The organism is Paraconexibacter algicola (assembly GCF_003044185.1).
GTDB classification, from domain to species: Bacteria; Actinomycetota; Thermoleophilia; order Solirubrobacterales; family Solirubrobacteraceae; genus Paraconexibacter; species Paraconexibacter algicola.
In genome coordinates, this window is the sequence record NZ_PYYB01000001.1 from 731,873 (window position 1) to 745,469 (window position 13,597).

Genomic DNA, 13,597 nt, shown 5'->3' on the forward strand with positions numbered 1-13,597 from the left:
CGTGCAGGTCGAGCTCGCCGCTCCGTCCTGCACGCTGCGCGGTCACGTGCTCGCCTACGCCGGGTTCGCGTCGCGCGACCCGGCGCCGGTGCGCCGCGCCGAGCTGCCGTTCGGCGGCGTCGCGGTGATCCTCGCGCTCGACGGCGGCTGGCTGATCGACGGGGAGGCGTTCGGCTCGTTCGCGGGCGGCCTGACCGAGGTGCCGGTGATGACGGAGAACGTCGGGGCCGCCGAGCTCGTGCAGATCGACCTCACGCCGCTGGGGGCGCGAGCGCTGCTCGGCGTTCCCGGTCGCGAGCTGACCGGTGCGGTCGTCGCGCTGGAGGACCTGCTCGGGCGCGAGCTGCCGCTGCTGGTCGAGCGCCTGGCGCTGACCGCGTCGTGGGCGGCGCGCTTCGCGCTGCTCGACGCGTTCGTCGCCCGGCGCGTCGCGGCGGCGACACCGGTCGGCGCGGACGTGGCGCGTGCCTTCGCGCGCCTGCACGAGACGCACGGCGCGCTGCGCGTCGACGCGCTCGCCCGCGAGCTGCACTGCAGCACCCGCCACCTGTCGCGGCGGTTCGGCGAGGCGGTCGGCCTGCCGCCGAAGGCGTACGCGCGGCTGCTGCGGTTCGAGCGCGCGGCCGCCCGGCTGCGCGCCGCGCCCTGCGACCTGGGCCGGGTCGCGGCGGAGTGCGGCTACGCCGACCAGGCGCACTTCAACCGCGACTTCCGCGCGTACACCGGGACCACGCCGACCGCGCTGCTCGCGACGACGCCCCCGCCGGTCCGCGACCTGCGGTCCGATCCGTCCAAGACCGTGGGGCCACCAGCCCGTACGGTCGGCGCATGACCGTCTTCCCCTGTCTGAAGATCAGCTCCCGCGACCTGCTGCGGTTCTACCAGGAGGCGTTCGGGCTGCGGCTCGTCGCCGTCTTCCCGCCCGAGGGCGAGGAGGTCGACCACGCCCAGCTGCGGCTCGGCGACGGCGCGATCATGTGCGGCACGCGCGGCGCGACCGAGCAGCCGCTCGGTGCCACGCTCACCTACTGGGTGCTGCCCGACGCGGCGGCCGTCGACGCCCTCTACGCGCGGGCGATCGCCGCCGGCGCCACGAGCGTCCGGGAGCCGTACGTGCCCGACTACGGCGGTCGCGAGTGCGGGCTCGCCGACCCCGACGGCAACGGCTGGAGCTTCGGCACCTACGCGGGAGAGCCCGGCTGAGCGGACCGGGGTCCGGGCTGTGCAAGGCTGTCCGGCATGGCCCTCGCGCACCTGGAGATCACCGAGTACACCGACCCCGCCTGCCCGTTCGCGTTCAGCGCCGAGCCCTTCCGGCTGCGGCTGCTGTGGGAGCTGGGCGAGCAGGTCCGCTGGACGTCGAAGCTCGTCGTCCTGAGCGAGTCCTCGCAGGAGTACCTCGACAAGGGTCTCGACGCGGCGTTCCTCGCCTCCTCGGGCGTGCAGCTCGGCGAGCGCTTCGGCATGCCGATCGACGGCACCGTCAAGGAGCGCCCGCCGGCGACGCGCCCCGCCTGCGAGGCGGTCGTCGCCGCGCGGCTCCACGCGCCGGAGCGCTACGAGCGGCTGCTGCGCGCGCTGCGCGTGCGGAACTTCTCCGGCGAGCTGCTGGACGAGTGGGACACGATCGCGGCCGCGGCCGCCGACGCGGACATCGACGCGCAGCAGCTGCGCGGCTGGGTCGGGCAGGAGGACGTGCAGGCCGCCGTCGAGCAGGACATGCACGACGCCCGCCACCCCAGCACCGCCGCGCTCGCCATGGACCACAAGCTCGCCGGCTGGGAGCGCGACGGCAGGAAGGGCCGCCGCTACACCTGCCCGAGCCTGACCTTCACGCGGCTGTCCGACGGCGCGACGATGGTCGCCCCCGGGTTCCACCCGTGGGAGGTCTACGACACGATCGTCGCCAACCTCACGCCGCTCGTCGACCGGCGCCCGGCCGACGACGTCGCCGAGGTCCTCACCTGGGCGGGCCACAAGCTCGCCACCCAGGAGGTCGCGCAGATCACCGGCCGCAGCCGCGACGAGGCGCGCGAGCAGCTGCAGGCCGCGGGCGCCGTCGAGGAGCCCGTCGGCACCGACTCCTACTGGACCCTGCCGGCCTGAGCGGCCGGCGCGTTCACCGCAGCCGCAGCGGGCGGCGCGGCTCCGCGTTGCCCCAGCGGTCCACCGAGGCGAAGCTCGCCCGGCGGGCCTGCGCCGCGGTGAGCACGACCGGGCGCCGGTAGCGCCGACGGCGCTCGCCCACGAACACGTAGGTGCCGGTCACCCGCGACCGGTCGCGGGCCGCGAGGGCCACGCGTACCCGCCCGCCGGCGAGGCGCACGATCTGCGCTCGCGTGCGCGGGGCATCCCGCTCCGCGCCCCGCGAGGGCCGCAGCACGCGGCCGCCGGCGCGCAGGGTCGTGGCCGCTCCCGCGTCGAGCACCGTCGCCCCGGTCAGGTCCCCGAAGGTGCGCACGGGGCCGCGGCGCGAGCCGTCGAGATCCTGCGTCGTCATCGCGTACGGCTTCCCGGAGCGGTCGGCCGGCACGGTGAGCTGCACGGGGCGGCGGTCGTCCACGACGATCGTCGTCTGCCCGCCCGCCTGCACGAGGTCGATGAGCCCGGCGGCCTGCGCCTGCGCGGGGGTCATCGCCGGACCGGTCGCCCGGCCGGTCGCCGCGGAGCGGGCGCGCACCCGCGCGGCGCCGATCCCGCTGCGCGCGGACGCCGCGGCCGCCACCGGGTCCGTCAGGTCGAAGCCGAGCGCCGTCGCGGCGTAGACGTTCACGACCGTGGCGGCGACCGGGCAGTCCCGGCCCTGCGGGTTCGGGCGCACCGGCTCGCCCATCGTCACGAACGGGTCGATCATCGCCGTGGTCTGCGGATCGGCGGTGAGCGGCACGTGCGAGATGCCGCAGACGTGGTGCAGCCGGTCGGCGGGCGCGTCGAACTCCGCGCTCTTCAGCGGCACCGTCTGGTCGCCCTCGCCGAAGGTCGCCTCGACGCGCTCGTCGGCGCCGTAGAGGAGCTTCACGTCGGTGATCGTCGCCATCCCGCGCCCGGCGACCACCTGGTAGTCGACGCCGTTGAGCGAGCCGAACCGGTCGTAGAGCTCGCGGTGGGCCTGCGCCTGCTGGCGCACGAGCAGCGCGTTGCCGCCGATCGCCGCGTAGAAGTCCGGCGCGCTGTCGGCGTCCATCCGGGTGCTGCTGAACGTCGGGACGTCGAGCCATGGCCCGTAGGCGGGGGACGGCGCGAGCGAGAACCCGCCGGAGAGGTTGCGCGCGAGGACCTTGAGGTCGTCGTTGTCGAGGAACACGTCCATCCCGAGGCCGCCGATCGGCGTCTCGACGCCGCCGACGAGCGGGAAGATCGACTTCGGCGAGCCCCACGTCGGGGTGCCGACGGTGACGAGGCGGCTGACCTTCGCCGCGCGGGCCGGGTCGGCGACGTACGCGCGGCTGAGCAGGCCGCCCTGGGAGTGGGCGACGAGCACGACCTTGCGCACCCGCGGGGCGTCGCACGGGGTCGGTCCCTGGCAGCGCAGCTCGTCGATCGCCCGGTCGAGGACGTGCACCTGGCTGCGCGGATCCTTGCGCCAGTCCCAGGCGATCGCCCGGAAGCGCTCGGCACGCGCGAGCTTCGCGTAGTGGCTCACGGACGAGCCGTAGATGTCCTTGCCGGCCGCCTGGAGGATGAGCCCGCCGGTGGGCCCGGCCTGCTCGGAGCAGCGCGTGCCGCCCTGGGCGACCGTCATGTTCGAGCGGCCGTCCGGCCCGAGCTGCATGTCGAGCAGGTCGGCGCCCAGCCCGTCGAACCACGCCTTGTTGCCCGGGCAGCCGATCTCCGAGCCCAGGAAGCCGTGCACGAAGACGATGGCCGGCTCGCTGATCATCCGCTGGTCCAGCGTGCGGAACTCGCCGGCGCCGAGCGGCGGGACGGTCTCCTCGCACGACAGCGGGCGCTTGCAGTGGAAGCCCTGCGGGTTGTCCGAGCGCACGGTGAGCGCCCGCCCCAGGAGCGTCACCGGGACCTCGATGTCCCAGGCGCCGTGGAACGGGACGAGCGTGGTCGGCTCGCCGCGGTCGTAGCTGCGGCTGCGGTCGACGTCCACGTAGAGGCGCAGGTTCAGGGCGCCGGGCTCGTCGCGGTCGCGGACCCCGTCGTCGTCGAGGTCCTCGTTGGCCTGCCCGCGCAGGACCGCGGGGATCGCGATGCCGAAGTCCTGGTCATCGAGGTCCTCGCCGGGGACGAACGGGGCGCGCCGGGCGCACGGGTCGGGGACGGTGCAGGCGTTGGCGGCGGCGACCTGCACGCGCAGCGGCGGGCGGCTGCCGGCCGGGAACGCGCCGGGGTCGACCTCGAACGCGAAGCGTCCGTCGCCGTCCGTGCGGGCGCGGGGCTCGTCGGCGTCGGGGACCGCGTCCTCGTCGACGTCGACCCACACGAGCTCGCCGGGCCGGCCGAGGTCGATCTCCGCACGTGGAGCCCCGTCGGGGACGCGGTCCGTGAACACGGTGCCGCGGACCCAGCTGGTCTCGCGGTCCTCCAGGCACGGGTCCTGCGGGCTCTGCGCGCACGCGCCCGCGGGCATCGCCCAGGAGGCGAGCGCGACCGCGACGGTCACGCCGAGCAGGAACGACAGGAGGGAACGGGACATGGCGAGGCTCCGGGACGAGGGCTGGTTCGGGGTGGCGGGCTTCGTGGTCATCGCGCGGCCCGCCGCTTCACGCAGGTGCGGTAGGTGCGCGTGCTGCGCGTGACGCGGCCGGAGGCGCGCGTGATCACGACGGTCACGCGCACGGCGCCCTTCGGCAGGCCGCGCAGGTCGATCGGGACGCGGGTGGCGCGGCCGCGGCGCACGGTGACGACCTGGTCGTCGACGCGGACCACGACCGTGCGGTGCGCGCCCTCGCCGCGCCGCGGGGCGGGGATGTGCAGGGTGAGGCTGCGGCGGCTGACGCAGGTGCGGGCGCCGGCGGATCCGCCGCCGGGGGTCCCGCCCGGTGCGGCGGCGCCTCCGACGGCGGCGGGCTCGGCGGTGAGCGGCCGGCCGGGCGCGGGGGCCGCGTCCGCGGGCAGGTCCGCCGGGTCGCGGTCGTCGCGCGGCGGGACCGGCGCCGGGGTACCGGGGCGCTGCTGGTCGGCGGCGGGCGGCAGCACGCGCAGCCGGACGGTCGCGGCCGGGGAGGCGCCGTCGCCGTCGACGGCCCGGTAGGTGAACGCGTCGTCGCCGACGTGGTCCTCGGCCGGGACGTAGGCGACCGTGGCGTCGTCGCCGACGACGACGCGGCCGTGCTGCGGGGCCTGGACGAGCTCGACGCGCAGGCGGTCGCCCTCCGGGTCGCCGACCGGCAGCGTCACGTCGACGCCCGTGGCGAACGGGACGTCCTGCGCGACGTCGTCGGCGGTCGGGGCGCCGTTGGGCGCGGCGGGCGCGACGGGCAGGCTCGCCGAGGCGGAGCCGCCGTCGTCGTCGCGCACGGTGAGCGTCACGGTCGTGCCGGCGGCGAGCGCCGCGCGGGTCGCCAGGACCCGCACGGTCCCGCCGTCGACCTGGACCGCGGCGTCCTGCGGTCCCCGGCCGTCACCCCAGTCGACCGTGGCGGTGTGGGTGTCGCCGCGGCCCGGGTCGGTCAGGCGCGCGCTCACGCCCACCGTCCCGCCGGTCGCCAGGGTGGCGGTGACGTCGTGCAACGCGGGCGCGACGTTGCGGACCGTCACCGGCGCGTCGTCGGTCGCGCTGCGCCCGGCCGCGTCGGTGGCCAGCAGCGCGACGGTCGTGCGGGTGTCGTCGTCGAACGTGACGGTCGCCTCGTCGTCGTGGGCGCCGTCGCCGTCCGTGTCCCAGCGGGTCGCGGTGAGCGGCCGGTCCCCGGCGGTGGTCCGCGACGCGTCGAGCGTCAGCGCCGCGCCCTCGTCGACGGTGTAGGGACCGCCGGCGTCGGCCTGCGGTCCGCGCGGGGACGCGGACTCGCCGCCGGTGCGCAGCGGCTGCACGTCGACGGAGACGTAGGACGCGTCGCTGCTCTGCTCCACGCCGTCGTGGTCGAGGTCCCCGTCGAGGACGAGCTGGGCGTCGGTGCCGTCGGGCCGGATCCGCCAGACGTCGAAGTTGTAGCCCTTGCGGCTGCGGCTCGAGCTCCAGTAGATCCACTCGCCGGTCGGCGACCACTCGGGCGACAGGTCGTAGCTCGTGGTGTCGACCGCGAGCCGCTGCACGGCGCCGGTCGCGACGGTGATGATCGCCAGCTCGTTGCCGGAGATGCCGACGAACCGCTTGGCGTCGGGGCTGAACGAGCCGCACTCGAACGATCCGTAGCCGGGCGGGACGGAGACGAGGCCCGTGCCGTCGGGCTTGCCGACGGCGTAGCCGCCCTGGTTGTAGAGGACCTTGGTGCCGTCGGCCGACAGGTCGCACGGCTCGGCGTAGCGGCCGGCGCGCGGCGCGAAGCTGCCGCTGCCGTCGTCGCGCGCGTCGAACCAGCCCTGGTACCCGCCGGCGTCGGTGGTGTGGTGCGTGGCGATCGTGTCCGGGCCGGTCCAGCGGGGCCACAGGTCGCTGCCCGGGGACAGGACGCGCCGGTCGCTGCCGTCGGCGTCGACGACGTTCACGCGCTGGCGGGCGATCGCCGGATCGTTGGATCCGAACGCGATCCGCGTGCCGTCGGGGCTCCAGCGCGGGTACACGCCGCCGGCGGCCTGCGCGATGCGCGTGGCGGTCCCGCCGCCCGCCGAGGGCGCGGTCCACACGTCCCCGTCGCGGTGGTCGAAGGTGACCAGCGCCCCGTCCACGAGTCCACCGCGGACGGCGAAAGGCGCGCTCGTGGCCGTGGTGCGGTGCCAGCCGTCGGTGGTGGTGACGCGCACGCGGGCGGTGTCGCCGACGAACGCGTCGGGCACGGTGACCTCGACCTGCGGGTCGGCGAGGTCGGCGCCGACGGCGATCCAGTCGGCGCCGTCCTTGGAGATCTCCACGGTGCTGCGCAGCGGGTCGCCGTCGGCGTCGGTCGCCGTCCAGCGGATCGTCGTGCGCTGCCCGGCGCCGACCGTGGCGCCCGCGGCCGGGCCGAACACCGTCACCGCGGGTGCGGCAGCGCTCGCGGTCCGCGTCGCGAGCACCGCCGGTCCGCGGCGCAGCCGCAGTCGCGCGGCGCCGGCGACGAGCGGGACCCGCGCGCTGAACGCGGCGTCGGCGAGCGCGTCGTGCGGCGGCTCGGCGGTGCCGATCCCCACGGCGGCGTGCAGGCTCGCCGCCGCGAAGCGGTGGGTGGCGAGCACGGTCCCGTCGGCGTCCAGCAGCTCGAGCGCCAGCGGCCCGTCGGGGTCGGCGGTGTCGGGGGTGCCGGTGGCGGCGCCGACGTCGGTGAGCGTCGCCGCGTCCGACCGGACGGTGCCGCGCACGTCGAGCACGGGGCCGGCGGCGGGGGCCGCTGCGATGCGGGCGCCCGTCCCGGCGCGCTCCTCGAGGCGGTCGAGCAGGCCGTCCCAGGAGGCGGGCGAGGTCCAGCGGGCCACGGGGTCGGCGAGCTCGTCCAGCGACGCGGTCGGGTGCATGGCGTCGACCCGCCCGGCGACGACCCGCTCCTGCGTCACCCGGTAGCCCGGTGCGGGCACGCGGTCGAGGTGGCCGTCGTCGGAGGCCTCCGCGCTGACCCAGCCGAGCTGGTGCGCGAGCTCGTGGGCGAGGACCCAGCCGGCGCTCGCGCGGGCGTCGAGGATCGCCGCACGGGTGCCCGCGCCGAACGGCGCGAGGCCGGCCGCCTGGGCGAGCGCGGGGACCTGCTGGCGTGCGAACCAGCCGTCCGGGACGACGGCGACGACGCGGTCGTGGGCGCCGTCGGCGGCAAGCCGGTCCAGCCGCGCGAAGGTCTGCGCGATCCCCGCGGAGTCGAGCGGGCCCGGGTGGGTCAGCTGCCCGATGCAGGGCGCGTCGACGCGCAGGCGGCGCGGGTCGACGGGCCACGCGGCCTCGAGGTACTCGCGCGCGCTCTCCGCGAGGCGCTGGACACGACCGCAGACGACCGGGTCCTCGTCGGCGGCGTGCAGGCCGACGACGAGGATGCGCGGCGCCCGCCCCGCGACGACCGCGCGCGTCACCTCGCGGGCGTCGTCGGCGGTCTCCCCGCCGAGGGTCCCGTCGGGGTCGACCTCGGCGCGTACGCGGTAGCTGCCGGCCTCCGGGGCACCGGGGACCGTGAGGTGACGCACGACGGTGCGACCTCCGGGGAGGGCGACGTCCTCCTCGACGGTCCGCACGACGTCGCCGTCGGGACGCGTGTAGCGCGCGGTGACGCGGACGGGCACCGTGACGGTGCGCGGGAACGTCGCGCGCAGGCGCACGCGCACCGCGGTGGCGCGGCCCGCGACGAGGCGCTGCGGGTCCTCGGTGCCCTGGGTCACCGCGACGTCGAGGACCTCCGCGTTCGGCGTCCCGAGCGCGATCCCGCGATAGCGGATCGAGCGATCGGAGTAGAGGCCGCCACGGGTGCGCCACCAGACGGTGCCGGACGCCGGGGCGGGGTCGGCGTGGGCGACGGCGACCGGGAAGATCGCGGTGCCCGGCGCCTCGTCGTCGGCGTCGCTGACGGTGTACGTCGCGCCCCCGTCGCGCGAGCTGGCGACGTACGGGTCGAGGTCCCGGTCCGGCTGCTGCGCGGTCCCGGCGCGGGGCGCGCCGTGCCAGGCGATCGACACGACGTCCCCCTCGACGTCGACGGTCGGCTGCGAGAACGCGTGCCAGGTGTAGAGGATCGGGGAGACCGGGACGACCGCGGCGAACCGCTGTCCGGCGTCGGAGCTGGCCGCGGCGTAGACGCTGCTGCGCCCGATCCAGGAGACGACCGCGCGGCCGCCGTCGAGGTCGAGGCCGAGCGGGTCGCCGCAGTGGTGGTCGGGGCAGCGCGTGCTCGCGTCCGCGAGCGTGCGGGAGCCGAAGGAGTGGCCGCCGTCGGCCGAGGCGAGGACGACGGCGTCCGGGCCGTGGACGAGCACGACGTGCCCGTCCTCCGCGGCGATGCGCGGGACGGAGAGGCCGGACGCGGGAAAGGTCAGCGGCTCGTCCAGGGTCCGGCCGTCGTCGACCGATCGCCGGTAGCGCAGCTCGTCCCCGGTCGACAGCCACGTGACGTGGACGCTCGTGCCGTCGACGGCGACGTCGTAGCGCTCGTCGACGCGGTCGCCGACCCGGCTGACGCGCGCCTGGCACGGGAAGGTGGCGCCACCGTCACGGGACCCCGCGGCCCGCAGGCGCGTCGGCTGTCCCGGCGCGGTCTGCGACCAGACGACGTAGACGCGCTCGCCGTCGGCGTCGATGCGCGGCTGGCCGAGGTGGTCGCGCGTGCGGGGCGTGACGTCGTGCGCCGGACCGAACGTGCGTCCGCCGTTGCGGCTGGTGGCCAGGACGATGCCCGCGTGCCCGTCGCCGGTCTCGACCCAGGCCACGTGCACGGTCGTGCCCGTGACCGCGACGACGGGGTCCTGGCCGGTCGGGATGCGGCCGGGACGGTCGAACGACCAGCGGGCCTCGGCGCTGCCGGCGGCCGGGTCGAGCCGGGCGGCGACGATCCGGGCGTTCTCCCGCCACGCGGCCGCCGTGGTCCCGTCACGGCTCTCGGCGTCCGGCCGGTAGGTGGAGGGCTGCTCGCCGGCGTCGAGGCGCAGGAGCTCGCCGAACGTGGGGGTGGGCGTCGCGGACGCCGCCGCGGGAGCGGCGAGGGCGGCGAGGAGGACGGCGTGCAGGACGCGAGCGATGGTGCGGGAGCGGGGCATGGTGGTCTCGGGTGCGCTTCAGCAGGGACGGGAACGGTGGTGCCCGCCGCCACGGGTGGACGGCGGCGGGCGTCGCGGGCGAGGTCAGGCGACGGCCGGGGCGAGCTCGGCCGGGCGGGTGCCGGGAGGGCCGACGAACGTGATGCCGTGCTCGCCGGCGATCCGTGCGAGGCGCTCGACGTCGGGCGGGCCGTCGAGGACGGGCAGCGTGTCCGTCGCGGCCGGCTCGCCGAAGGCGCGGACGAACCGCTCGAAACCGGCCGGCACGGAGACGACGAGCATCCGGCAGGGCGCGGCGCTCGTGACCTCGATCGTGTGCGGCTCACCGGCCGGGGCGTGGAGGCTGTCGCCGGGCCGCAGGACGGTCGCGCCCTGCGGCCCGTGCACGGTGAGCTCGCCCTCGAGGACGTGGAAGCCCTCGGCCTCGCCGCGGTGGACGTGGGGCGGCGGCATGTGACCGGCGGGGGCGAGGCACTCGACGAGGGCGTAGGCGTCACCGGTGTCCGTGCCGTCGACGTGGACGTGCATGAGGGCGTCGATGAACCAGTGGGACGAAGCGGGCATGGGGTCTCCTTCCGAGACGGATCGATGGATGGACTGCGGTCCTGCAGAGTGGGAGTCCGAAGCGGACTCGTCGGGAACGAGGTCGAGGAGCTGCTCGAGCGGGAGCGCTGAACGCCGGCCCGACATCACGAGCCGCCCCCGTGGGGCATGGGCGGCTCGTCCGGGGCGCCCGCGACGTCGGCCGCGGACGGGACCGCGGCGAGCAGCGCGTCGAGTGTGGCGAGCAGCCCGAGCCAGCCGTGGAAGCTCCGCGGCGGCACGATGCCGTCGTCGGCGACGCCGGCGAGGTCGTCGTCCTCGACGTCGACGCTCAGGCGGATCTCGCAGCTGCGACGGGGCACGGCGACATCGTGCGCCGCGCACCCCCACCCCCACATCGGGGACACCCCCAGACGGGAACCCCAGTCCTTGCCCGGCGCCCCCGGGGCCGCGCGGCCTCAGCCGTCGGCCAGCGCCCCGACGAGCTCGCGCCGCGACCCGATCCCCAGCTTGCGGTACGTGCTCGACAGGTGGACCTCGACGGTCTTCTGCGTGACGTAGAGCTCCTGCGCGATGTCGCGGTTCGTGCGACCCGCCGCCGCGAGGTCCGCCACCCGGCGCTCGCTCGCCGTCAGCGACGCGACCCCGCTGAGCGCCGTGGCCCGCGGGCGGGCGCCGCTGGCCAGCAGCTCCGCCCGGGCCGCGTCGACGATCGGCGTCGCCCCGCGCGCCGCCGCGAGCTCGTGGGCCTCGCGCAGCGGATCGCGGGCCTCGGCCGGGCGCCGCTCGCGGCGCAGCAGCGTCCCGAGGGCGAGCAGCGCGCGCGCGTGCTCGATGCGCTGCGTCGAGGTCGTCAGCAGCGCGACCGCCTCCCGCAGCAGCCCCTCGTCACGGCGCAGCTCGCCCAGCTGGCGCAGCGTCCGTCCGACCGTGCTCGGCGCCCCCCAGGCCCGGGCGATCGGCAGCTCCTCCTCGACGAGCGCGCGCGCCTCGTCGGTCCGGCCGAGCTGCGCGAGCGCCTCGGCGCGCATCGACCGCCACGGGTTCCACGCCGGGTTCGTCAGCGCCTGCAGCATCTGCGCGTACCGGTCGATCGCCTCGAGCGCCTCCTCGCTGCGGCGGTCGGCCAGGAGCAGGCGGATCCGGGCGCCGTCGTGGAGCCGCATCGCGTCACCCCCGGGCGGCGCGCCGTGCGGTCGGTCGAGGACCTGCGCGGCCCCGGCGAGGTCGCCGAGCTCGCGCCGGACCTCGCTCATCATCGCGGCGACGTAGGCCACCGCCACGCCGTCGTCACCCCAGTCGCGGTTGCCCGCGTCGGCGCGCTCCAGCGACGCCTGCGCGTCGAGCAGGTCGCCCCGGCGCAGAAGCGTGTACCCGCGCCAGAGGTGCACGCCCAGGACGGCGAACTGGGAGCCGCGCCGGTGGGCGTCGGCCAGGGCCTCGTCAAAGACCGCCAGCGCCTCGTCGCGGTCGGCCTCCACCAGCGGGATCGCGGCCGCGATCGTCAGGAACGTGTCGTCCGCCGGGATCAGCACGCCGCCGTCGAGCGCCTCGAGCGCGACCGGGACGACGTCCTGCACGCCGAAGCCGGTGAAGCACCGCTCCAGGGCGGCGACCGCCAGCAGACGCTTCTCGCCGACGGTGGCGCCCATCGGACCGGGACGTGTCTCGAACGACGAGGGCGTCAGGACCGGCGGGCCGCCGAAGAACGCGACGATCCGCTCGAACGCCTCGAGGCTCGACCGCACGTCGACGTCGTCGGCGGGCACCTCCGCGAGCATCCGGCGGCAGAGCTGCTGCGCGTCGGCGGGCCGGTTGACGAGGATCAGCAGCCGGATCAGCGCCAGGGCGGTCTGCACGCGGACCAGCGGCTCGCGCAGCTCCTCGAGCGCGGCGGAGAGGTGCTCGACCGCCGCGAACCCGTCGCTGAGCGCCTCGGTGCGACCGAGGTCGAAGAGCAGCCGGCCACGACGGTCCGCGGCGGGCGGCTCGGCGAGGGCGCGGCGCAGGTGGGCGACCGCGCTCTCCGGCGCCCCGCGGGTCGCGGCGTCGAGGCCGGCCGCGTGCAGCTCGTCGGCCACCCAGTCGACCGCCCGCGGCGGGCTGAGCAGCAGCTGACCGGCGGTCTGGCGCGGGTCGGCGCCGTGGTCGCGCAGGATCTCCGCCGCGCGCGCGTGGCCGTCGGCGCGTTCTCCGGCGGGCAGCTCGAGGTACACGGCGTCGCGCACGAGCGGATGGACGAACCCCAGCGGCAGCTCGGGGCGCAGGATCTCGGCGCGGGCGAGCGGACCGGTCGCGGCGGCGGCCCGCGCGCGGTCCAGGCCGGCCAGCTCGGCCGCGACCCCGAGGTCCGCCTCGTCCCCCAGCAGGGCGACGGCGCGGGCGAGCGCGAGGGCGTCCGCGTCCAGTCGCGCCAGCCGCAGCAGGACCGTGCGGCTCACCGCGCGCGGCCCGACCTCCAGCACCGCGCCGACGCGCTCGGCGGTCGGGGCGACCCGGTCGCTCTCCAGGGCGCGCAGGAGCTGGCGCAGCAGCAGCGGATTGCCGCCGCTGGCGTCGTGGCAGGCGACGCAGAACGCGTCGTCGGCGTCGGCGCCCAGACGCTCGCGCACCAGCCCGGCGGTGGCGGTCGGCGTCAGCGGTGCGAGCGTCAGCGTCTCGGTCTGCGGGGCGGCGAGCAGCTCGGCGAGCAGGTGCGCATCGGTGCCCGTCTCCCCCGTGCGCAGCGTCCCGACGAGCAGCACCGGCAGGCCGTCCAGGCGGCGCGCGAGGTACACGAGGAACCGCAGCGACGCGGGGTCGCACCAGTGCAGGTCGTCGACGAGCAGGACGACCGGTCCGTCGGAGGCGAGGTCGGCGGTCAGCCAGTAGAGGCCGTGCAGCGCGGCGAACGCCCCGGCCTCCTCGGTCGCCGCCGCCCCGGGGGCGAGGAACACGGGGGCGGCGGTCGCCGCGGCGCCGTCGAGGCGGCGCTCCCGCACGGCCGGATCCGCCAGCAGGCCCTCGAACAGCTGCCGTACGACGCCGAACGGGAAGTCCTGCTCGAGGTCCCCGGCGCGGGCGCGCAACGTCGTGACCGACGCGTCGAGCTGGTCGCGCAGGGTCGCGAGCAGGGCGCTCTTGCCGATCCCCGCCGGCCCCTCCAGGACCACGAGGGCGCCGTCCCCGGTCCGCGCCCGCGCGCTGGCGGCCTCCAGCACGGCCAGATCGCGCTCACGGTCGACCAGCCCGTCGGGACGACGGACCTCGGGATCTGCAGCGCTGGTCGTGGGCTCGGTCACGCGGGAGTGGTTCGGGG

The 13,597-nt window shown here is 76.8% G+C and carries 8 protein-coding genes; 3 read left to right on the forward strand and 5 right to left on the reverse strand.

The features are described from left to right. Position 1: 1 nt before the first annotated feature. From C7Y72_RS03460 to C7Y72_RS23075, 3 genes are read left to right on the forward strand one after another with little or no spacing between them, the layout of a single operon-like run. Positions 2-832, forward strand: a complete 831-nt coding sequence (locus C7Y72_RS03460) for a helix-turn-helix domain-containing protein (protein ID WP_107567208.1) — start codon at positions 2-4, stop codon at positions 830-832. Further along, positions 829-1,203, forward strand: coding sequence for a VOC family protein (locus C7Y72_RS03465; RefSeq protein WP_107567209.1), 375 nt, complete (start codon positions 829-831; stop codon positions 1,201-1,203). The genes C7Y72_RS03460 and C7Y72_RS03465 overlap by 4 nt, the downstream gene beginning before the upstream one ends. Positions 1,204-1,239: 36 nt before the next feature. Next, on the forward strand, positions 1,240-2,106 hold the full coding sequence (locus tag C7Y72_RS23075; RefSeq protein WP_154733503.1) for a hypothetical protein: 867 nt from the start codon (positions 1,240-1,242) through the stop codon (positions 2,104-2,106). A 13-nt stretch (positions 2,107-2,119) separates the two neighbouring features. On the opposite strand, the gene C7Y72_RS03475 is transcribed toward C7Y72_RS23075, so the two are convergent. From C7Y72_RS03475 to C7Y72_RS03495, 5 genes are all read right to left on the reverse strand, one after another. Further along, entirely contained in the window at positions 2,120-4,645 is a 2,526-nt protein-coding gene (locus tag C7Y72_RS03475) for an esterase/lipase family protein (protein ID WP_146175235.1), read from the reverse strand. A 47-nt stretch (positions 4,646-4,692) separates the two neighbouring features. Continuing rightward, complete coding sequence (locus C7Y72_RS03480) at positions 4,693-9,756, reverse strand: Ig-like domain-containing protein (protein ID WP_107567211.1); 5,064 nt, start codon at positions 9,754-9,756, stop codon at positions 4,693-4,695. 84 nt (positions 9,757-9,840) lie between these two features. Continuing rightward, on the reverse strand, positions 9,841-10,320 hold the full coding sequence (locus C7Y72_RS03485; RefSeq protein WP_158276613.1) for a cupin domain-containing protein: 480 nt from the start codon (positions 10,318-10,320) through the stop codon (positions 9,841-9,843). Positions 10,321-10,445: 125 nt separating this feature from the next. After that, entirely contained in the window at positions 10,446-10,661 is a 216-nt protein-coding gene (locus tag C7Y72_RS03490) for a hypothetical protein (RefSeq protein ID WP_107567213.1), read from the reverse strand. 96 nt (positions 10,662-10,757) lie between these two features. Continuing rightward, positions 10,758-13,580 carry a helix-turn-helix transcriptional regulator gene (locus C7Y72_RS03495; RefSeq protein WP_107567214.1) on the reverse strand — a complete coding sequence of 941 codons (2,823 nt, stop codon included), beginning with the start codon at positions 13,578-13,580 and terminating at the stop codon, positions 10,758-10,760. Positions 13,581-13,597: the final 17 nt, after the last annotated feature.

Coding starts and splice junctions, on each gene's coding strand:
- C7Y72_RS03465 (WP_107567209.1), top strand. CDS start 829: ATGACCGTCTTCCCCTGTCTGAAGATCAGCTCCCGCGACCTGCTGCGG.
- C7Y72_RS23075 (WP_154733503.1), top strand. CDS start 1,240: ATGGCCCTCGCGCACCTGGAGATCACCGAGTACACCGACCCCGCCTGC.
- C7Y72_RS03475 (WP_146175235.1), bottom strand. CDS start 4,645: ATGTCCCGTTCCCTCCTGTCGTTCCTGCTCGGCGTGACCGTCGCGGTC.
- C7Y72_RS03480 (WP_107567211.1), bottom strand. CDS start 9,756: ATGCCCCGCTCCCGCACCATCGCTCGCGTCCTGCACGCCGTCCTCCTC.
- C7Y72_RS03485 (WP_158276613.1), bottom strand. CDS start 10,320: ATGCCCGCTTCGTCCCACTGGTTCATCGACGCCCTCATGCACGTCCAC.